A 19,556-nucleotide genomic window follows, 5' to 3' on the forward strand; every position below is an offset into this window, starting at 1 on the left:
TCAAGCGGCCGTCCAAACCCGTAAAACTTGTCTGGTGAATGCTCTGCGCGCTGCTGGAGATCTCGTGGGTAAAGCGTTACTCGGGTGTGCGAGAGAATGGCGAATACGATGCCATAGCTGACATCGACGGCACGACGAAAGGGGGCAATCATGTTTGCTGCAAATCGCCTCGCGGGCGCGTCCCTGGCGATGGTGCTCGCATCGACCACCCTGACTCTCACGATGGGCACGGGCACGGCCGCCGTGGCGGCGTCGCAAAGCGCCGCGAGGGCCAGCGCCACAGTAAGACTGGTGGACGGCCACATCGGGCTCTCACAGAGAATCTTCCACCACGGCTCCGTCACCTTCACGATCAGGAACGCGGGAACCGTTGTCCACGGCTTCGCCATCGCGGGGCGCGGAGTCAGCGCGAGGTCGAGCTTCCTGCGTCCCGGCGGTTCGACAACGCTCACCGTCAGGCTGCACAGGGGCCGCTACGCGGTGTGGTGCCCGGTCGACGGCCACCGGTTCATGGGCATGTGGACGTGGATCGGCGTGCGGTAGGGACGTAGCGCAGGCTAGATGACCTGCTGGATCGTCCGCTCCACGATGAAGCCGATGGATTCCAGCGAGTCCTTGTCCTGGAAGTTGTTCTGCCACACCACGACGAATCTGCGGCCCGAGTCGCCGTGCTCGACAATCGAGCCGTCCGACGTCACCATCTGACCGGTCTTCAGCGGACCGAGACCGATCTTCGTGTGGGTCACCGTGAAGGACCGGGGTGTCAGGGCTCGTCGGGTGAAGTCCATGTACGACGGGTCGTCGCCGACCGTCGCGCTGGTGGCCAGGATGGCCAGCATGTCGTTCGAGCTGGCTTGATCCACCAGGGTGCCGCTGAAGATGTGCGCGTACAGGTTCGCCATGTCGAAGCAGGTCGTCGCCTGGGCGACCTGCCCGTCATTGGCGCTCGGAATCCGCACCGCCGTCAGCGCCTGCGTGAACGTGCCCGCGAGCCAGATCCCGGACTGCGCGGGAGGGAAGAAGAACCCGCCCGCGTGCAGTGTCCCGTTGATCCAGCTGTAGCCGAGTGCCTGGATGCACGCAGACGCCGCGTTGTTGTCGCTGTTGATCATCATGCGGCGCAGGTTGGTCAGGAAGAAGCCGTTGAACTCGCAGGCCAGCCCGCCGTCCACCAGCGGGATGGTGGTGAAGATGGCCTCGTAGTTCGGACGCCGCGGCACGCCGCTCAAGCCCGGCTCCCGGGCGATGGCGGGAACGGCTTCGCTGATCGGCTTGTCGAACTCGCTGTGCAGCAGGGCGAACAGCTCGCTCGAGGTGAATGATCCGGCCGCCAGGGCGTTGACGCTGCGCCGCAGTTCGAACGCGGCGTACATCGCGGCCACCTTCAGCAGGCTCGCCGAGAAGAACGTCTCCCCGTACCGATGTCCGGCGTGCTTGAAATCCAGGGGCGAGGTCGTCTCGTCGATGGCCGCGATGGAGATCGCCACGCGCAGCGGATGCTCGATGAGAGGAGACCTCAGGGCTTCCTCGATCGCGACTTCGAGAGCCGACCCCAGCGCCGGATCGTCGCCCAGAAGTGTGGGATAAGGGTCGGGAAACGGCCCAGCCATGATGCCTCCTCAGCGACCTCCGCCGATCACCCAACGTAACACGTGGCCGACTGTCAGTCAGCGTGGCGTGTGAGGGACTCTCGGATGCGCTCCAGGCGGGGTGAGGTGATGTCGAGGCCGTCGTAGAGGGCCAGCGACTGGCGCAGGCACTCCCGGCCCTCGTCGGGCTTGCCGAGCTCCACCAGGGCCTGGCCGCGCGAGAGTAGGGCGTGGGCCTCGTTGATCGGGTCCTCGATCTCTCGCGACAACGCCAGCCCCTCGTCGGCGTGGGCGAGGGCCTGCTCCAGATCTCCCGTCCGCCGGTGCGCGTCGGCCAGCCGTACCAGGTCCTCGACGCTCATTTGGACGAGCCCCTGCGCGCGGTGGGCCTCGAGCGCCTCCGTGTAGCACCGGATGGCCTCGGCGTGCCGTTCGAGTACCGACAGCACATCGCCCATGATCGAGACCTCGAAGTCCACGGTCTTGATGGGCCTGACGAGTTCGACGGCCGCGGTGATGTGCCCGAGCGCCTCCTCGGCCTGGCCGGTGCGGAGCTGGATCTGGGCGAGGTTCGTCAGTGCCCGTGCCTCGGCGGCCGGATCGCCGGACCCGCGCCCGGCCTCCACCGCCGCCAGTGCGGTCTCCGCGGCGGCCGGGTAGTCGCCGCGGCTGGCGATGACGAGTGCGAGCAGCGTGGTGATCTCGCTGAGCAGGATCCTGTCGCGGGCGTGGCCCGCGGCCGCGCGCAGCACCGGCTCGGCCTGAGCGCGGTCGCCCAGCGTGAAGAACACGCTGCCCAGCACGCAGGCGGCGCCCGTGGCGGTCTCGAGGTCGCCGCGGGCCTCGGCGCTCTGCTTGACGGCCTCGGCGGTCCTACGGAACTCCCCGTGGTGCACCATCCGGTCCACCCGCTCCTCGAGCAGCCGCAGCAGGCGCACCGCCACGGCGTCGCCGCTCTGCGCCACCACGGGCCAGATCCCCGCCAGCTCGGCGGCCAGCCAGCGATCGGCCTCCGCGGTCCCGGCGAAGGGCAGGCCGCCGCGCACACGCGGAGCCGCCCAGTACAGGGCCAGCCGCCACACCTCGCAGGCGCTCTGCAGAGTGGCCAGCAGATGGACCACCAGCCGTGCCAGGGCCCGCTCGCGTTCGTCGTCGGCCTGCTGGCGCGCGTACACCTTGAGCAGGTCGTGGAAGCGGTAGCGGCCGGCCGCGGGTGATTCGAGCAGGCTGAGGTCGACCAGGTTCTCCAGCAGCTGCTCCGCCTCGACCTCGTCCAGGTCGAGGAGCGCGGCGGCCGACGACAGCGACAGGTCCTCGCTGTCGGGCACGGCGACGAGCCGGAACGCGCGAGCGCAGCCGGGGTCGAGCTGGCGGTAGGACAGTTCGAAGCTGCTCTCCACGGCCAGGTTCAGCACGCGCAGCGCCCTGAGCCGGTCACGCTCGCCGGCCAGCCTGCCGACCATCGACGCGATCGTCCACGAGCTACGCGAGGCCAGCCGGGCCCCGGCGACGCGTACGGCCAGCGGCAGGTGGCCGCACAGCTCGGCCAGCCGCCGTGCCTGCTCGGGCTCCGCCGCCACCCGCTCGGGACCGATGATCTTCGTAAGCAGCGCCACCGCCTCGTCCCCGTCGAGGACGGTCAGGTCCAGGACTCGCGCGCCGTCCAGACCGTGCAACCTGACCCGGCTGGTCACCAGCACGCCGCACCCGTGGTCCCCGGGCAGCAGCGGTGTGACCTGGGCGGCGTCGGCCGCGTTGTCGAGCACGACGAGCATCCGCCGGCCGGACACGAGCGAACGGAACAGCGCCGACCGTTCCTGCGGCGCGTCGGGGATGTCCTGGTCGCCGACGCCCAGCGCGTGCAGGAACGCCGTCAGCGCCGCCGCGGGATCCGCCGGCGCGGGCCCGGCTCCCTGCAGGTCCACGTACAGCTGCCCGTCGGGAAAGTCTCTCCGTACGGCATGCGCGACATGGAGGGCGAGCGTCGTCTTCCCGACCCCGCCGATGCCCGAGACCACGGACACGACCGGGGCGCGCTCCCGCTCCGTCCGCAGCTCCGTCAACAGCTCGTCCACCTGGGTGGCGCGGCCGGTGAAGTCGCTGATGTCCGGCGGGAGCTGTGCCGGGCCGGCAACCAGACGAGCCGGACGCGGACCCGCGCCGGCCAGCAGGCTCTGGTGCAACGTGGCCAGCTCGGGCCCGGGATCGAGGCCCAGCTCCTCGGCCAGCAGCTGCTGGAACCCGGCGTAGACGGCCAGCGCCTCCTCGCGGCGCCCGGCGGCCGCGTAGGCCCGCATGAGCAGGCCGCGCGGCCGCTCCCGCAGGGGGCTGCGGGCCACGAGGTCGAGCAGCTCGGCTATGAGGCCGTCCGCCGCACCGTCGGCCAGCTCCCGCTCGCAGGCCGCCTCGGTCGCCGACAGGCGGAGGTCTTCGAGCCGGGTCCGCTGGGCCTCGCCGTACCTGCCGGTGAGCTCGGGGACGGCATCGCCGCGCCACAGCGCGAGCGCGCGGCGGTGCTGCCCCTGAGCGGCCAGTGCGTGGAACTCGGCGAGGTCCGTGCCGACCTCGCGCAGCGCGTAGCCGCCGCCGAGCCGGACGAGGCGCTCGTGACCGAGAACCTTGCGCAGGCGCGAGACGTAGCTGCGGACCATCGGGGTGACCGTCGGCGCGGGGTCGTCCTCCCACAACGCCTCGATCAGCTGGTCCAGGGTGACGGGCCGCCCCTCGGCCAGGGCGAGGCAGGCCAGCAGGGCACGCTGCCTGGGTGCGCCCAGATCCAGCTCCACCCCGTCGTGCCGGGCCTGCGCGGGCCCGAGAATCCCTACCCAAACCCCCGATGTCACCGGGACAGGTTATACGTCGCCGAGGGTTTCGGTGATCGCGACCTGGGGCCGCAGGGGGCGGCGCCAGGACGAGGGGGTGATCCCGCGGGCGCGTTTGAAGGCGACGCTGAAGGCGAACGCGTCCTCGTAGCCGACCTTGCGGGCCACGGTGGCGATCGTGGCGTCGGTGTCGCGCAGCAGGTCCGCGGCGAGGGTCATGCGCCAGCCGGTGAGATAGGTGAGCGGAGGCTCGCCGACCAGGCAGGCGAAGCGTGCGGCCAAGGCGGCGCGGGACATGCCGACCTCGGCGGCCAGCGCGGCGACCGTCCAGCGGCGGGCGGGGTCCTCGTGCAGGAGACGCAGCGCGTCGCCGATGGCGGGATCGGTCAGCGCCCGGCACCATGCGGGCAGCGCCGAGTCCTGGCCGGCGCACCAGGCCCGCAGCGCGAGCACGAGCACGAGATCGAGCAGACGGTCGAGTACGGCGTCCTGGCCGGGCTCGTCGCAGGCGGCCTCGGTGGCGAGCTGATCCAGCGCCGCCCGGGTCCGCGGCCCCGCGGGCACGACCGCCAGCGGCGGCAGCATGGTCAGCAGGCGATCGCCCACGTCGCCGCGGAGTTCGTAGGCCCCCCGGAGCATGATCGTGGCCCCGGGCAGCCCGTCGCCGTAGGTACGCGGAGCCAGACTGCGCTGGATCCCCGCCGTTTCCTCGACGAAGTATTTCTTTCCGCCGCGGACCACGGCCTGCGGCGGGGTGGACGGGCCGTCGGCGATCGTGTAGCGACTGGTCCCGCTGATGAGGGCGATGTCGCCCGCGGCGAGGCCGGCCGGGGGTGTGCCGGTGTCGTCGAGCCGGATCGACGCCCGGCCGCCGAGCGTGGCCACGACGGTGAGCGGAGGGACGTCGTCGAACGTCAGCGACCAGGGCGGACGCTGGATCAGCTGCCTGACCATCGCGTTCCTGGCCCGGGCCCGGTGCAACAGATCGCTCAGAACGTCCATACGGCCCACGTTAGACGATCACAAAGGTATCTACGACGTTCTCCCATGGATCGTCTAAGTGCCGATGGAGTTCGCTGGGCGGTATGAAAGACATCCTGATCCTCGGCGGCACCGGCAAGACCGGTCGCCGCATCGTCCAGCGCCTCCACTCCGCCGGCCTGCCGGTACGGACCGCATCCCGCTCCAGCGGGTTCGATCTGGGCGACCCGGACACCTGGGCTTCCGCGTTCGACGGCGTGACCGCCGCCTACCTCGTCGAGCCCGACCTTCGGGCGGGCGTGGACCGCCAGGCGCGCTTCCCCCGGCTCGTCACCGAGGCGGTCGGCGCGGGCGTGCGGCGGCTGGTGCTGCTGTCGGCCCACGACGTGGGGAAGGCCGGCGACGACCATCCGCTCAAGGCCGCCGAGCAGGCCGTGCGCGACTCCGGCGCCGCCTGGACCATCCTGCGGCCGACCTGGTTCTCGCAGAACTTCAGCGAGGCGTTCTTCCTGCCGGGGATCCTGCACGGGACCCTGGCGCTGCCCACCGGTGACGGGCGCACGCCGTTCGTCGACGCCGAGGACATCGCCGCGGTCGCCGCGTCGGCGCTGACCGAGGAACGCCACGACGGCCAGGAGTACCAGCTGACCGGCCCGCGGGCGATCAGCTTCGGCGAGGCGGCCGACCTCATCGGCCGGGCCACCGGACGGACGATCCGCCACCTCGACGTGGACCCGGACAGTTACGTCGAACGCCGGGTCGCCGAGGGCGTCCCTCGCGACGTCGCGCTGCTGCTCACCGATCTCCTGGTGTCCGTCCGCGACGGCGGGTCCGCCGCGCTGTCCGACGGGGTGGAACGCGCCCTGAGCCGGCCGCCCAGGCCCTTCGAGGAATACGTCGCCGAGGCCGCGGCCGCGGGTTCCTTCAGCAGCGCACCAGCGTCTTGAGGACTGGGCGAGCGATCACGCCCTCGTCGCCGCGCTCGAGGGGACGCCCCCCGCGTGGATAGGTCGCGCCGCCCCGCACAACCACGGGACGGCGGCCCATCGGAGGAGAGTCGCCAGCCGCACGCTGGTCGGTGCTCTCACAGGGATTAGATGCGCGACCACGCCACAATGTTCGGACGCAGCATGAGTTCCGAAGCTGGTGGCTCCGTCAAGTGGTACCCGGATGGTCAGGCGGATTGGAGAGCGGGGACCTCGGTGAGGCGGTTGCTGAAGCGGGCGAGCAGAGGGGTCTGCGCGGTTTCGGGGATCAGGCGGCCGATCAGCGGGGGGATGCGCAAGTTGGCGGGGTTGCGCTTGGCCATCCGGGAGACCAGGGAGATGTGCGGGTACCGGGCCTTCTCGTAGGCGCGCAGCCGTACCGCGGGATCGTCGCCGCCCTTAGTGAGCTCGCGCCCGAGCACCCACGCGTCCTCGAGGGTCTGGTTGGCACCCTGCCCCAGGGTGGGCGGCATGGTGTGGGCGGCATCGCCGATCAGGGTGATGCGGCCCTCCCCCACCACCTCCCGGACCTTGTTCCAGTGGTGCCCGAAGAAGTTGAGGTCCTCCTCGGTGGCGGCGGCCAGCACCTCAGGGACGGGCGAAGCCCAGTGCCCGAACCTGCGCCTCAGCTCGGCCAGCGGACTGGCCGGCTGCGGGTCCGTAGGTGACCAGCGCACGTCGAACCACCACTGCAGCAGGCCGTCCCCGCCCGGCATGAGCCCGCACGCGCCCTCTCGGCCGGTGATCATGAGGTGGTGGTTCGTCCCGGTGAGATCGATGTCGATCGGGCTCAGGCCCTGCCAGGTGCCGAAGGTCGCCGGCTGGACGGAGCCGTCACCCCACAGGTGGCGCCGTACCACCGAGTGGTGGCCGTCGGCTCCGATGAGCAGATCGCCCGTGGCCGTCGACCCGTCAGCGAACGTCGCCGTGACCCCGCCCTCGTCCTGCGTCACACTCTGGCAGGCCATGCCGTACCGGACGAGATCGTCGGGCAAGCCGTCGGACAGGCGTTGATGCAGGTCATGACGGGGAATCGCCTTGGTCTCGAAGCCGAAGCGGCCTGCCGCGTGGGCGATGTTCATGCTGGTGCGCAACCGGCCGTCGGAGGTCAGCGCGTCGATCCGGTCGATGCGGCAGCCGGCCCCGTCCAGGCTGACGCCCAAATCGTTCAGTACGGCGGTGCCGTTGCTCCAGATGAGCACCGCCTTGCCGCCCGTCCGCCGGGCCGGCGCCTGCTCGTAGACCCGCACCCGGTGACCTTCCGCCAGCAGACCGCGCGCGACCGCGAGCCCGCCCACCCCGGCGCCGATGACAAGAATCTCCATATCTCCTCCAAAGCGGAGTATCTTCGATTCGAAGATACATCGCGGTGGAGTAGGTTAGGAAAGTGGCCCACAACCGTCCGGACGATGCTGTTTTCCGTGAGTTCCTGATCGCGGTGCTGCTCCACAACGAGGCGGTCGCCGACCGGCTCGGCCTGCAACCGGTCGACGTCGCCGCCACGATCCTGCTGGAGATGCGCGGGCCGCTCGCTGTGGGAACGATCTCCGAGGAGCTCGGGCTGCCGTCCGCCTCCACGACCCGGCTGATCGACCGGCTGGAGAAGGCGGGCTATGTGCGCCGGGTGCGCGGCGAACGCGATCGGCGCACGGTCACCGTGGAGCTGATCGAAGGTGGCCTGGGCGACTACGAGGCCGCCTGCGAGGCCTCCAGGCGGCACCTGGAGAAGGTCGGCATGCACTACGGACCGGAGCAGGTGCCGCTGCTGCTGGACATGTTCGCCCGCGTCGGCCAGGCCTACCGCACGGCCACCAAGGACCTGCGCGACGGTCATTGACATTCCCGCACTGGTACGTCCATGCGCGCGCCACCGGCCACGCGATCCTTCGGACGGGTCAGGCCAGGAGGGCGCGGGTGGCAGGGACGACCTCGCGGGCCCAGCGCAGCAGCTGGGTGGCGTCGGGGTTCTCGGGCCAGTAGACGAAGGTGTCGAAACCCGTCTCGGTGGCCAGCCCGGCGAGGATTTTCGCCCACTCCCGCGCGCTGGTCCTGATCGGGTTCTCGCCCTCCAGGCGTACGGGTGCCGGGGTCTCGGTGATGTCGCCCACCAACTGCGCCATCCGGGTGATCGAGGCGGGGTCCCGACCGGCGTCGCGGGCGGCCTTGTCGATGACGTCCTGGGAGGGCCGCCACTTCTCGTAGGGCAGGTAGTGCGGGATCGGCGCCGCCCAGCCGTCCGCCAGCCGCCCGGTCACGGCGTGGGCGCGCGGACCCACGCTGCCCACCCAGATGCCGACCCGGTGCGCCGGCGCCGGTCCCGCGTGCACGCCCTTGACCGTGTAGTGCTCGCCCTCGACACGCACCCGCTCACCCGGCCGCCACATGGCGCGGATGATCTCGATCCCCTCCTCCATCGCCTGCAAGGCCTCGGCCGAGGTACGCGACGGGCCGCCCATGGAGGCGATCGCCGGCCAGAAGCCGCCCGACCCGAGCCCCAGCTCGAACCGGCCACCGCTCAGCAGATCGAGCCCGGCCGCCGCCTTGCCGAGCATCGCCGGGCCGCGCAGCGGCAGGTTGGCCACATCGGGGAACACCCGCAGCCGCTCGGTCTCCGCCAACACGGTGGCCATCAACGCGAACGCGTCCACGTGATCGGCAGCGTAGGGATGATCCTGCACCCCGAGCAGGTCGAGCCCCTCATGATCGGCCATCCGCGCCAGCTCGCGGATCGAGCTCACCTGCGCGGCCGTGGGGGCGAGCTGGATTCCAAACCGAAGCATCAACGTACCCTTCTTGCTGTACTCCATAAGGTCTACGTTTCTACCCCGGCCGCCTCACCCGAGCACACCCAGGGCGCGCTTGACCGGGTGTTGACCCCAGCCGGCCGGGCAGGCGCAGCGCCGACTGGATCACCGTGCTCGGCGGGCCTCGAAGCCCCGCCACGCGCCCCACGCCGGCAGCCCGGCGACGAACCCGTAGACGGCCACCAGCCCGTGCCCGTTGCTCTGCGCGAACCACATCACCAGCCCGAGCACGGGCACGGCGACAGCGAGCAGCCGCTGCTTCGGGACCCGGGTCCGCATCAAGAGCGCCGTGGCCAGGGTCGCCCCCAGGAAATAGGTGGCCCCCGAACTGCCGGCGAAGTTGCGGGGATCGGTGCTGGGCCCGCCCATTCCCAGGAGCGCGTCCATCCGCTCCGGCAGGAAGATGCCGCCCGCGAAGAGCACCACCGTCAACGGCCCGCCCCAGAACCACTGCGCCAGCCCCGCCACGACGGCCAGCGTCACGACGTTCCACAGGGTGCCCGCCACTCCCCCGTTCTGCATGAAGACCGAGGTCACGACCCGCCACCACCCGGTCTTGGCCGGGTCGCTGTCGAGCGCGTCCATCGCCCCGGCCCAGAACAACTGGATCACGACCCCCGCCACGGCCAGCGCGGTGAGCCCCACCGCGGCCCACGGGATGGGCCGCTCGCGCACCGTGTCCCGCCCGACCAGCGCCAGCCCGCTGTTGATCATCATCACCATCAGCGCGGCCGTGGTCGCGAAGAACAGCAGCCCACTCACGGGAGCCCCTTTCGAACACTGTTAGAAACCGTCGACGGCGACGCTACCACAGGATTCAAACACTGTTCAAAATGCGCTACGTTAGCGCCATGAAGCTCACCCAGGAGCGAATCGTCGACGCGGGGATGGCCACCTTCGCCGAACTCGGCTACCACGGTCTGTCCATGCGCCAGGTGGCCGAGCGCCTCGACGCCAGGGCGGGCAGCCTCTACTACCACGTCAAGAGCAAGAACGACCTGCTCGCGATGATGGCCGACCGCGTCTGCCAGCACGCCTACGACACGGGTACGGTCGCCCTCGAGGCCCTCCCTGCCGAGGCCACCTGGCGTGACCAGGTCGAGGTCCAGGCCGTGACCCTCCGTCAGAGCCTCCAGGAGCACCCGGGCGGCGCCATCCTCCTGGCCGACAGTCCCAAGGTGCTCAGCACCGGAGGCCTGTCCCTGATGGAACGCCTCCTCCGAACCCTCCTGGACGCCGGCGTCCCCACCGCGCACCGCGGCATAGCCGCCGACACGCTACTGAGCCACATCACCGGATTCGTCCTCCAGGAGCAGAGCGAATCCCAGGCCCCCGCCATCACCGCGGAGCGCTACGTCGACCTGCGCACCCGCTTCCCCCTGACCATCGACCAGACTCCCCGCCGCAGCCAGGACGAGAAGTTCCACCTGAGCATCCACCTGCTCTGCACAGGCATCGAAACCCTCATCACCCCCGCGACGGGGACCCGCTGAATCGTCAGCGGATGCGCCTGGCCGCTCTGCCGCCCAGGTGGAGGAAGGCGATGTCGCCCGCGTCGTCCCGCAGGAACCGGCCGACGGCACGCACGGGGTCGGTGGCGATCGTCACGTCGTCGCCGCCCTCGACCAGGGCGAGAGACATGTCGGGCATGCCCTCGACGCCCGCGGCCACCAGGTCGGGACGCAGGACGAAGCGCGCCGTCAGGTCCTTGTCGACCTCGAAGGTCCACTGGCCCGCGTCGTAGCTGCCCGCGTACTCGGGCGCGGGGTCGCGCAGCGTCAGCCGTACCGGCTGCGGCTTGGCGTCAAGCAGGTGCTCCAGGCACCAGTCGGTCACGAGCTTGGCCAGCACCTTGCCCGGCGCGGAGTTGGTGAGCGTGGTGACGGCGAAGCCGTGTTCGGGCGCCAGCACGAACGTCGACAGCTGCAGGTTGCCGATGTTGCCGCCGTGCGAGACCAGCCGCACGCCCGCCTGCTCCTCCAGCAGCCACGGCAGCCCGATGCCGGTCCACGGCACGCCGACCTCGACGTGCTGCCTCTGCATCAGCTCCCTGGTGGCGGCGCCGACCGGCTCCTCGCCGCCCGCGCCCAGGTGGAAGGCGGCGTAGCGGAGCTGGTCGCGTACCGACGACACCAGCCCGCCCTCGGCCATGCCTTCGCGGAACAGCCCCCACGTGTGCGCGACCTGCGGTCCTTCCTCGCGTACGGCGTGCCCGACGGCATGCGGCCGGGTGGCGACCTCCCAGGGGAAGAAGAAGCTGTCGTTCATGCCCAGGGGTTCGAGCACGATGCGCCGGACAGCGCTCTCGTACGGCTCGCCGTACACGACCTCGATGATCCGGCCGAGCAGCCGGAAACCGGCGTTGTTGTAGGAGGCGAGCGCGCCGGGCGGGAAGAGCTGCGGCAGCCGGTCGTAGGTACGGATCGAGGCGGCCAGCGCCGAGGTGTCCCAGCTGTCGCCGTCGTCGATGTCGCCGAGGAACCCGCCCGTGTGGGTGAGCAGATGCCGGACGGTCAACCGGTCCGCGGCCTGCTCGTCGGCGAGCCGGAAGCCGGGCAGGTACTGCCGCACGCGCCCGTCCAGGTCGAGCCGGCCGCGCTCGACGAGATGCATGATCGCCGTCGCCGTGACCGTCTTGGTGGTCGACCCGATCTGGAACAGCGTGTCGCCCGTCACGGGTGCCGGCGCGTCGACGCTGGTGACACCGGTGGTCAGGACGTGCTCCGCGCCGTCGAACAGCACGCCGACGGCCGCGCCGGGGACGTGGAGGGATTCGGCCTCGTTGTCGAGCAGGCTCTGCAGGTGGTTGAGGTCAGCCATTCGTTCATCCTGCAGGCGGGGAGAGTGCGGAGCTTCGTCCGCCCGCACCATTTCCGCCGCCCGCTTCGTCCGGGAGCCAGGGCGTCATCCCGGGCCCGTGCCTGCCGTGTGACGGAGGGCGAGCATGGCGACGTCGTCGTCGGCGTCGTGGATCCCCATGGCCTGCAGCGCACGGGCGCAGACCTGGTCGGGATCGCCGGAGGCGCCCGACAGACTCGTGCACAGGGTGGCGAGGCGTTCGCCGATCGGTTCTGTCCGGGTCTCCACCAGTCCGTCGGTGTAGAGCAGCAGGGTGGCGCCGGGCGGCAGGGTGAAGGTCTGGCTGGTGTAGCGGAAGTCGGAGTCCACGCCGAGCGCCAGCCCGTGATGGACCTCGAGCAGTTCGGCCGGCCCGTTGTCGTGCAGCAGCACCGGCGGCAGGTGGCCGGCGTTGCAGACCTGGAGCCGGCGGGCGGCCGGGTCGTAGATCGCGTAGCACAGGGTCGTGAGGTCGCGCTGGTCGCCTCTTTCCAGGAAGATGTTCAGCCGCTCGAGCAGCGGCTCCGGGGGCAGCCCTGCCAGCACGTAGGCGTGGATGGCGGTGCGCAGCCGCCCCATCAGCGCGGCGGCGCGGACCCCCTGCCCCATGACGTCCCCGATCACCAGCGCGATCCGGCCACCGGGGAGCGGCAGGACGTCGTACCAGTCCCCGCCCACGCGCTGGCCGGCGCCGGGCAGGTAGCGGCCGGCCAGGCGGATGTCATCGAACGAAGGCAGGGCCGGGGGCAGCAGGGATTGCTGGAGGTGCAGGGCGATCTGACGCTCGCGTTCGAAACGGGCCGCGTTGTCCAGAGCGGCGGCCGCCCGGTCGAGCAGCTGCATCAGGAAGGGACCTTCCGTGCTGTCGTAGACGGCAGGTGTGGGGAGGGCCAGGGTGACGGCGCCGATGACCCGGTCGGGACAGCGCAACGTCAGAACGGCAGGTTGCCCGGACGTGGCCGGCGCAGGGATCACCGGTGGTTCCCCGAGTGCGGCCCGCGCAGGTTGTGGAAGGTCGTCAGTGCTCGCCGACCCGCGCAGGGCCAGCGAGCGTGGAACGTCCTCGTCGTCGGACATGTCGGCGGATACCCAGACCGCGCACCCCGAGGCGTAGGCGGGCACCATCTGCTCGCAGAGGATCTGGCCGATCCGCGACGGGTCCAGGCTCGCGTTGAACCGCTGGGTGATGTCGGCCAGCCTGGCGATCCGAGCGGCCGCCTGCCTGCGCTCGCGGGCCGTCTGCAGGTGGGCTCGCACCCGCGCGACCGCCTCGGTGCTGGTGAAGGGCTTGACCAGATAGTCGTCGGCACCGGCGTCCAGGCCTTCGACGGTGGCTTCCTGACCGGCGCGCGCCGACACCATGATCACCGGAATGTGCCGGGTCTCTTCACCGGCGCGCAACTGCTTCAGCAGCCCGAACCCGTCCAGGCCCGGCATCATGACGTCGGCCAGGACGAGTTCGGGAGCGCCGCGGGCGATGGCCTCGAGCGCGGCCTGCCCGTTGGGGACGCTCTGCACTCGCCAGTACCTGGACAGGATGCGGGTCAGATGCCGTCGCATGTCGGCGTTGTCGTCCACGATCAGCACCTCCGCGGGAGAACCCTGGGCGGTGGAGGATTGCGTGGACCAGCTCATCGCCTCTTCCACATAGGCTCGCGCCAGCACGTCGTCGGGCGTGCCGTCCCGGATCGGTCCGACCGGCGAAGAGGTTGAGCTGAAGGGCAGCAGCACCGTGAACGTGGAGCCGGCGCCGACCGTGCTGTCGACCGTGATGGTGCCGCCGTGCTGATGGACCAGCTCGCGCACGAGGGAAAGACCGATTCCCGCGCCCTCTTCGCTCCTGGCCGTCGTACCGGCCACGCGGTGGAACCGGTCGAACAGGCGCGGCAGTTCCTCGGCCGGGATGCCGGCGCCTGAATCCGACACGACGAGGCGGGCCTGGTCACCCACCGCGTCCAGGCTGACGCTGATCTGACCGTGCAGGGTGAACTTGAACGCGTTGGACAGCAGATTCAGAACGATCTTCTCCCACATGTCCCGGTCCACCGTGACCGGCCGGGGCAGTGGCCGGCAGTCGATGACCAGGTCCAGCCCGCTTCGCTCCAGCGGGACCTGGAACAGGCTGGCCAGTTCCGTCGTGAGCGCGGCCAGGTCCGCCTGTTCGAAACGCGGCTGGATGCGTCCCGCTTCTGCCTGCGAGAAGTCCAGCAACGCGTTGACCAGTTTCAGCAGCCGCAGCGCGTTGCGATGGATCATCTCCACGCGCTCGCGATCGGCCTCGCCCAGGGCGCCCTGTTCGGCGAGCAGGTCCTCGGCAGGGCCGAGGAGCAGTGTCAGCGGGGTGCGGAACTCGTGGCTGATGTTGGAGAAGAACATCGTCTTGGCCCGGTCGATCTCTGCCAGTTGCTCGGACCGATGGCGTTCCACCTCCAGAGCCGTGGCGTCGGCGACCGCGGCCGCGATCTGCCCGGCCACGAATCGCGTGAAATCCCGGCGCGTGTCATCCAGCGGGCGGCCGCTGTTGACGCCCGCCACCAGCAGGCCGGCGGGCTGCTCGGCGCCGGGCGGGATGATCGGCAGCACCAGCGCGCGGCTGGGCGGGTCGAAGCCCGCACGGGCCAGCTCGGCCAGTTCCGGCGCGGCCGGGCAGGTGACCTCGACGAGGTTGTCCCGCGCCTCGGCCAGGCGCCACGGGTCGTCGCCTCCGGCGAGATCGACATGAGCTGGGCTCAGCGGTCCTGCCGGGCCCAGGCCCGCGGTCGCGACCAGGTCAGCCTGCCCGCCATCCGGGCTGAGCAGGTACAGCAGGGCGAACGGCACATCGGTCGGATGGCGCGACAACACCTCGGCGGCGCGCAAGCACGCCTCGGTCGTGGTGGTCGCGCTCCTGGTCCCCTCACCGAGCTCGCGCACGATCGCCAGCCGGCGTTCGGTCACGATCTGCTTGGTGGTCTCGGTGACCGCGCAGAACACTCCCCCGACCCCGCCGGTCTCGTCGCGGATCGGGCTGTAGGAGAAGCGGAAGTAGCACTCCTCGGGAAAGCCCGACCGCCGCAGGATGAGCAGCAGATCGTGGGAGTAGGTGGCTCTTCCCTCCTCCATCACCTGGGCCAGCATCGGCTCGATCGTCGGCCAGATCTCGTACCAGCACTGCGCGGCCGGCTGGCCCAGCGAGCGTGGGTGTTTACGCCCCAGGGCCGGCAGATAGGCGTCGTTGTACAGCAGCGCGAGCTGCGGACCCCAGAAGATGACCATGGGGAACTCGGAGGCCAGGCAGATGCTCACCGAGCTGCGCAGGCTCTGCGGCCAGGTGTCCAGCGGTCCCAGTGCGGTCTGGGTCCAGTCATGGACGCGCATCAGCGCGCCCATGGTTCCGCCGGCCGCGAGGACCGCATCGATACCAGACCTGGCAGGCATGACCACCGCATCCATCTACCGCCCGCCGTGCCCCTCCACAGCGTGTCGCGTCACCTCATACTTACCCGCTGACCAGGCCGATACCGCCCACGTCATGTTTTGGCAGGTGAACGCGGGATAGCGGATTCACTATCCCGACGGGGGGAGGGTGAGATGGCCGCTTCGCAGCACCGGATGCGCACGCTCAGGTCACTGGACGAGCTCGCCGATCTGGTAAAGGCTCGTCCCGGTCTGCATCTGCGCTATTCCCAGGGGCCCCGGCATGACACGGGTCGAGCCAGCAGCGACTACGAGAGCGGACTCGAGCTGCCCGGGCTTTCCGTCACCGTGCTCGATCCCGAGCGCTGGTGGACCCGGCCATGCGAGGACTGGCTGGCCCGGCAGGTCTGCAAGTACGCCGACCTGGGAGAGGGGCCCGACGGCCGCCGCCCGTGGGTGCTGACCGGCCGGGTCGTCGCACGCGGCCCCGACCACGAACCGCTCATGGTCGACGTGCTGCCGGTCGCCTGGCTCGACGAGCAGGTGGTACGGCAGGCCAGGCAGCGCTATCACGAACGGTTCGAGGTGGGCCGTGACTCCACCTCCTGAAGATCATGGAGAGCCTTGAGGGTGGCGGTGCCGGCGGGATCGCGGTCGGTGCTGACCGGGACCAGGGCCACCTCGTCCACGCCGGCCTCGGCGTAGGCGGACAGGCCCGCTCGCACCTCGGACGCGTCTCCCAGCAGGGCGACCGTGGCGACCAGGTCGTCGGGGACGGCCTCGAGCAGCTCCCGGGGATGCGGCCGGGTGCGGGCGAAGGCCACCACGTCGGCGAAGCCGGCCTCGGCGAACATCTCGCCGTACCCGGGCGCCGCCAGGTATCCGACGACCGCCCGCCGGATCCGGTCGATCGCCTCCCTGTCGGGGTCCACGGCGGCGATGACCCAGGCGGCCACGGTCACGGCCCGGTTCACCGTACGCGCGAGGCGGGCGGCCGAGGCGGGGGTGACCAGGTTGAGCACCATCCGGTCGGCCAGCGCGGCGGTGCGGACGGCCGACGGGCCGAAGGCCGCGACCGTGAGACGCGAGCGCGGCGCGGCCAGGCGCAGCCGGTAGCCGTTGCTCGCCACGCACGACCCGGCGTACGAGGAGCGCTCGCCGTCGAGCAGCGGCCGCAGGGCCTGGACGGCCTCGCGCAGCGCGGTCGCGGACCGGGCGCGCGAGCGGCCGTGCCATCCCTCGACCACGAGCGGGCTTGAGGTCCCGATGGCGACATCCACCTGCCGCCCCGTGAGTTCCGCGACCGACGCGGCGCCCATGGCGATCATCATCGGATCGCGTACGGCCACCGCCAGCGGCCCGACGGTCAGCCGGATCCGTTCGGTGGCGAGTCCGATCGCGGTGGCCAGCGCGAAAGCGTCGTAGGTGGCCATCTCCCCCACCCACAGCTCGGGAAAACCGAGCTCGTCGGCCGCGCGGGCGGTCATCAGCGCTTCGGCGGCGGGCCGGTCCTGCCACAGCCCCAGCGAGACGGAGAGCCTCATACCCGCTCCAGCAGGACGGCCGAACCAGACCCCGCGGCACCCGAGACCGCCGCCACCCCGTAGCGGGCGCCGCGACGGTGGAGCTCGTCGACGCAGGCCGCGATGAGGATGGCTCCCGTGGCGCCGAAGGCGTGCCCCATGGCGATGGTCCCGCCGTTGACGTTGAACCGGTCGTCGACGACCCCGAGGTCGCGCTGGAACTTCAGGCACAGCGCCGCGAACGCCTCGGCGAACTCGAAGACCTCGACGTCGTCCGCCGACAGCCCGGCATCGGCCAGGACCTGCGTCACCGCCTGCTGCCCCGCGGTGAGCATGGTGACAGGGTCGGCGACAGCGGTCGCGCCGCCCACCACGCGGGCCAGCGGCGTGCGGTCCAGATCGGCGCCCACGAGCACCAGCCCCGCGGCGTCGCACAGGCTGGGCGAGGTGCCCCGGGTGTGCAGGTGGCGGATCTCGCTCAGCTCAGGCAGATGCTTGAGGACGACCGCGTCCTGCGAAGGGGTCCCGGCGAAGGCGGGCTCCATCCCCGCGAAGGCCTCGATCGTGAGGCCCGGCCGTACGTGCTCGTCGCGGTCGAGCCCGTTCAGCCGGACCAGCGATCGGTCGTAGCGCCCGTCAGCCCACGCGGAAGCGGCCAGGGTCTGGGTGCGCAGGCCGTACGCGTCCAGCTCGGAACGGGTGAAGCCCTCGAGGGTGGCGACCGTGTCGGCGGCGACGCCCATGTGGACGGAGCCGACCGGCAGAGACCACAGCGGGCCGTGGTCGGAGAACATCGGCACGCGCGAGACCGACTCCACCCCGCCCGCCACGACGGTACGGCAGGCCCCGGAGGAGACCAGCGCGGTGGCGATACGGACGGCGTCGATGCCGGAGGTGCAGTAGCGATTGACGGTCATGCCGGGCGCCTCGAAGCCCGTGGTGAGCGCGGCGGTGCGGGCCAGGTTGCCGCCCTGCTCGCCGTTCTGCGTGGCGCAGCCGACGATCAGGTCGTCGGCCGTCGTGACCCCGGTGCGCTCGCCGAGGGCGCCGAGCAGGCCTTCCAGCATGGCCAGCGGTGTGACGCCGGCGAGGCCGCCGCCGGGGCGGGCCTTGCCGCGCGGGGTGCGGACGCAGTCGTAGACGTAGACGTCGTTCATCGCAGCTGCTCCGAGCGGACCCAGGTGGCGTGGAAGCCGAGCGGCACCCGGCGCGGCAGCAGCACCCGGGCGATCGGCCCCTCCGACAGGCGGGAGGCGGCCAGGATCTGCACCTCGGAGCCGCTTTCCGAGGTGACGAAGCTGACCAGGTAGCCGTCGTCCTCGCCGGTCGAGCCGTCGCGCGGGGCGAAGGGCGCCTCGCTGCCGTAGACGCCGGGGCCGTAGGAGTAGGTCTCCTTGGCGCCGGTGAGGTTGTCGTAGCGGACCAGCCCGTCGAACAGGTTGGTCTCGGCGTCGGCCACGGACACGTTGTAGGCGTAGCGGGTGCGGTAGCCGGTGGAGCGGGCGTCGATGGAGGGGAACTCGGTGTTGTGGTCGGCGTCCACGTACTCCTCGGAGGTGCGCCCCGTCCGCAGGTCGAAGCGGTAGCGGTACATCCGCGCGTCGAGCTTCAGATAGGAGATCATCCGCGCCAGCGGCGAGCCGACGCCCGCGGGCGCCGGGCGCGAGACCCGGCAGACGTCCAGGACGATCTCATCGTTCTCTTCCCAGGCGTTGACGACGTGGTAGATGTAGCACGGCTTGGCCTCGAACCAGCGGATCTCGTGCGCCTGGCCGCGCCGCGGGATCACGCCGAAGCGCGAGGGCAGCCCCCTGTCGAAGGTCAGCTTGTAGCGCCCCTGCCGCGCCGCGTCGAGGTCCTGGTAGAGCGGCAGGTCCATGAGGATCGCGTGATGTCGCGTGATGGCCATGTCGTGCGGCAGCCGCGCCCCCGGCAGGTCCAGCTCCACGCAGTGCTCGACCCGGCCGCTCGCCCCGACCACGCCGTAGCGCAGGTACGGCGGGCGCGGCCCGTAGTCGAACCAGAACAGCTCCCCCGTGCGCTCGTCCACCTTGGGATGCGCCATGAAGTCGCCGTTGACCGTGTCCAGGAAGGTGTCCACGCCCAGCGTCTCCAGCGACAGCGGATCCAGCCCGTACGGCGAGCCGCACAGATACCACGAGGCGAGCACCCGGCCGCGATGGAAGATCACGTCGGTGTTGGCCGTGTCCTTGAACGGCAGGCCGCGCGCGTTCCCGAACGGATTGCCCTTCGGGCTCTCCATGACGCCGCTCCACAGGGACTTCCCGGCGGCGGACTCGGCCTCGAAGGCCCGGGTGCGCACCCACCGGTTGCGGTAGCGGGCACGGCCGTTCTCGAAGTGCACGGCGTGGACCATGCCGTCGCCGTCGAACCAGTGGTAGCGCCCCTTCACCGGGAAGCGAGCGTTGGGCCCGTTGCGCAGGTAGACGCCGTTGAGGTCCGTGGGGATCCGCCCGATCACCGTCAGCTCGTCGGCGGTGATCTCGTCCTGGACCGGGGCGTAGACGCCCAGCAGGTACGGGTTCGGCTCGCCCGACTCGTCCGTGATCACGACACTTTCGGCCATGCTCGGAAACTATGATAAGCGAAGCCAGGC

16 protein-coding genes are annotated in these 19,556 nt (G+C 70.9%); 5 read left to right on the forward strand and 11 right to left on the reverse strand.

Annotated elements, in window-relative coordinates:
* Positions 1-150: 150 nt before the first annotated feature.
* Positions 151-543, forward strand: a complete 393-nt coding sequence (locus ACIBHX_RS28415; RefSeq protein WP_397070331.1) for a hypothetical protein — start codon at positions 151-153, stop codon at positions 541-543.
* Between the two features lie 14 nt (positions 544-557).
* Here ACIBHX_RS28415 and ACIBHX_RS28420 read toward each other — a convergent pair whose 3' ends face one another.
* The 3 genes from ACIBHX_RS28420 to ACIBHX_RS28430 are packed head-to-tail and all read right to left on the reverse strand — an operon-like array spanning position 558 to position 5,413.
* Positions 558-1,610 carry a serine hydrolase gene (locus ACIBHX_RS28420; protein WP_397070332.1) on the reverse strand — a complete coding sequence of 351 codons (1,053 nt, stop codon included), beginning with the start codon at positions 1,608-1,610 and terminating at the stop codon, positions 558-560.
* A gap of 53 nt (positions 1,611-1,663) precedes the next feature.
* The gene (locus tag ACIBHX_RS28425) at positions 1,664-4,432 is read right to left on the reverse strand and encodes a BTAD domain-containing putative transcriptional regulator (RefSeq protein ID WP_397070334.1); all 2,769 of its coding nucleotides are present in this window, start codon (positions 4,430-4,432) and stop codon (positions 1,664-1,666) included.
* A gap of 9 nt (positions 4,433-4,441) precedes the next feature.
* Positions 4,442-5,413 carry an AraC family transcriptional regulator gene (locus ACIBHX_RS28430; protein WP_397070335.1) on the reverse strand — a complete coding sequence of 324 codons (972 nt, stop codon included), beginning with the start codon at positions 5,411-5,413 and terminating at the stop codon, positions 4,442-4,444.
* Between the two features lie 83 nt (positions 5,414-5,496).
* On the opposite strand from ACIBHX_RS28430, the gene ACIBHX_RS28435 reads away from it, so the two are divergent.
* Complete coding sequence (locus tag ACIBHX_RS28435) at positions 5,497-6,339, forward strand: NAD(P)H-binding protein (protein ID WP_397070337.1); 843 nt, start codon at positions 5,497-5,499, stop codon at positions 6,337-6,339.
* A 227-nt stretch (positions 6,340-6,566) separates the two neighbouring features.
* Here the strand turns inward: ACIBHX_RS28435 and ACIBHX_RS28440 are convergent, their stop codons facing one another.
* The gene (locus ACIBHX_RS28440) at positions 6,567-7,703 is read right to left on the reverse strand and encodes an FAD-dependent oxidoreductase (protein WP_397070338.1); all 1,137 of its coding nucleotides are present in this window, start codon (positions 7,701-7,703) and stop codon (positions 6,567-6,569) included.
* 62 nt (positions 7,704-7,765) lie between these two features.
* Between ACIBHX_RS28440 and ACIBHX_RS28445 the strand changes: the two genes are divergently transcribed.
* Positions 7,766-8,215 carry a MarR family winged helix-turn-helix transcriptional regulator gene (locus tag ACIBHX_RS28445; protein ID WP_397070339.1) on the forward strand — a complete coding sequence of 150 codons (450 nt, stop codon included), beginning with the start codon at positions 7,766-7,768 and terminating at the stop codon, positions 8,213-8,215.
* Positions 8,216-8,273: 58 nt separating this feature from the next.
* Here ACIBHX_RS28445 and ACIBHX_RS28450 read toward each other — a convergent pair whose 3' ends face one another.
* Positions 8,274-9,158 (reverse strand): LLM class flavin-dependent oxidoreductase, encoded by an 885-nt coding sequence (locus ACIBHX_RS28450; protein ID WP_397070340.1) that lies wholly within the window; start codon positions 9,156-9,158, stop codon positions 8,274-8,276.
* A 129-nt stretch (positions 9,159-9,287) separates the two neighbouring features.
* Complete coding sequence (locus ACIBHX_RS28455; protein ID WP_397070341.1) at positions 9,288-9,944, reverse strand: hypothetical protein; 657 nt, start codon at positions 9,942-9,944, stop codon at positions 9,288-9,290.
* An 89-nt stretch (positions 9,945-10,033) separates the two neighbouring features.
* On the opposite strand from ACIBHX_RS28455, the gene ACIBHX_RS28460 reads away from it, so the two are divergent.
* The gene (locus ACIBHX_RS28460; protein ID WP_397070342.1) at positions 10,034-10,675 is read left to right on the forward strand and encodes a TetR/AcrR family transcriptional regulator; all 642 of its coding nucleotides are present in this window, start codon (positions 10,034-10,036) and stop codon (positions 10,673-10,675) included.
* 4 nt (positions 10,676-10,679) lie between these two features.
* Here ACIBHX_RS28460 and ACIBHX_RS28465 read toward each other — a convergent pair whose 3' ends face one another.
* Positions 10,680-12,002 carry a serine hydrolase domain-containing protein gene (locus ACIBHX_RS28465; RefSeq protein ID WP_397070343.1) on the reverse strand — a complete coding sequence of 441 codons (1,323 nt, stop codon included), beginning with the start codon at positions 12,000-12,002 and terminating at the stop codon, positions 10,680-10,682.
* A gap of 84 nt (positions 12,003-12,086) precedes the next feature.
* Positions 12,087-15,437, reverse strand: a complete 3,351-nt coding sequence (locus ACIBHX_RS28470) for a SpoIIE family protein phosphatase (RefSeq protein WP_397070344.1) — start codon at positions 15,435-15,437, stop codon at positions 12,087-12,089.
* Between the two features lie 153 nt (positions 15,438-15,590).
* Here ACIBHX_RS28470 and ACIBHX_RS28475 point away from each other — a divergent pair, with 153 nt between their 5' ends.
* Positions 15,591-16,025: a DUF6098 family protein gene (locus ACIBHX_RS28475; protein ID WP_397070345.1), complete on the forward strand. Its 435-nt coding sequence runs from the start codon at positions 15,591-15,593 to the stop codon at positions 16,023-16,025.
* Here the strand turns inward: ACIBHX_RS28475 and ACIBHX_RS28480 are convergent.
* The 3 genes from ACIBHX_RS28480 to ACIBHX_RS28490 are packed head-to-tail and all read right to left on the reverse strand — an operon-like array spanning position 15,986 to position 19,526.
* Entirely contained in the window at positions 15,986-16,960 is a 975-nt protein-coding gene (locus ACIBHX_RS28480) for an LLM class F420-dependent oxidoreductase (protein ID WP_397070346.1), read from the reverse strand. The genes ACIBHX_RS28475 and ACIBHX_RS28480 overlap by 40 nt on opposite strands.
* A complete protein-coding gene (locus tag ACIBHX_RS28485) occupies positions 16,957-18,096 on the reverse strand; it encodes an acetyl-CoA C-acyltransferase (protein ID WP_397070347.1) in 1,140 nt (379 codons plus the stop codon). The genes ACIBHX_RS28480 and ACIBHX_RS28485 overlap by 4 nt, the downstream gene beginning before the upstream one ends.
* The gene (locus ACIBHX_RS28490; RefSeq protein ID WP_397070348.1) at positions 18,093-19,526 is read right to left on the reverse strand and encodes a carotenoid oxygenase family protein; all 1,434 of its coding nucleotides are present in this window, start codon (positions 19,524-19,526) and stop codon (positions 18,093-18,095) included. The genes ACIBHX_RS28485 and ACIBHX_RS28490 overlap by 4 nt, the downstream gene beginning before the upstream one ends.
* Positions 19,527-19,556: the final 30 nt, after the last annotated feature.

The organism is Nonomuraea sp. NPDC050536 (assembly GCF_044457685.1).
In the GTDB taxonomy this organism is placed as follows: Bacteria; Actinomycetota; Actinomycetes; order Streptosporangiales; family Streptosporangiaceae; genus Nonomuraea.

What these genes read in the sequence shown, in the direction of transcription:
- ACIBHX_RS28475 (WP_397070345.1), top strand. Translation starts at nt 15,591, where the DNA reads ATGGCCGCTTCGCAGCACCGGATGCGCACGCTCAGGTCACTGGACGAG.
- ACIBHX_RS28480 (WP_397070346.1), bottom strand. Translation starts at nt 16,960, where the DNA reads ATGAGGCTCTCCGTCTCGCTGGGGCTGTGGCAGGACCGGCCCGCCGCC.
- ACIBHX_RS28465 (WP_397070343.1), bottom strand. Translation starts at nt 12,002, where the DNA reads ATGGCTGACCTCAACCACCTGCAGAGCCTGCTCGACAACGAGGCCGAA.
- ACIBHX_RS28485 (WP_397070347.1), bottom strand. Translation starts at nt 18,096, where the DNA reads ATGAACGACGTCTACGTCTACGACTGCGTCCGCACCCCGCGCGGCAAG.
- ACIBHX_RS28490 (WP_397070348.1), bottom strand. Translation starts at nt 19,526, where the DNA reads ATGGCCGAAAGTGTCGTGATCACGGACGAGTCGGGCGAGCCGAACCCG.
- ACIBHX_RS28415 (WP_397070331.1), top strand. Translation starts at nt 151, where the DNA reads ATGTTTGCTGCAAATCGCCTCGCGGGCGCGTCCCTGGCGATGGTGCTC.
- ACIBHX_RS28440 (WP_397070338.1), bottom strand. Translation starts at nt 7,703, where the DNA reads ATGGAGATTCTTGTCATCGGCGCCGGGGTGGGCGGGCTCGCGGTCGCG.
- ACIBHX_RS28420 (WP_397070332.1), bottom strand. Translation starts at nt 1,610, where the DNA reads ATGGCTGGGCCGTTTCCCGACCCTTATCCCACACTTCTGGGCGACGAT.
- ACIBHX_RS28470 (WP_397070344.1), bottom strand. Translation starts at nt 15,437, where the DNA reads ATGCCTGCCAGGTCTGGTATCGATGCGGTCCTCGCGGCCGGCGGAACC.
- ACIBHX_RS28435 (WP_397070337.1), top strand. Translation starts at nt 5,497, where the DNA reads ATGAAAGACATCCTGATCCTCGGCGGCACCGGCAAGACCGGTCGCCGC.
- ACIBHX_RS28460 (WP_397070342.1), top strand. Translation starts at nt 10,034, where the DNA reads ATGAAGCTCACCCAGGAGCGAATCGTCGACGCGGGGATGGCCACCTTC.
- ACIBHX_RS28430 (WP_397070335.1), bottom strand. Translation starts at nt 5,413, where the DNA reads ATGGACGTTCTGAGCGATCTGTTGCACCGGGCCCGGGCCAGGAACGCG.
- ACIBHX_RS28450 (WP_397070340.1), bottom strand. Translation starts at nt 9,158, where the DNA reads ATGCTTCGGTTTGGAATCCAGCTCGCCCCCACGGCCGCGCAGGTGAGC.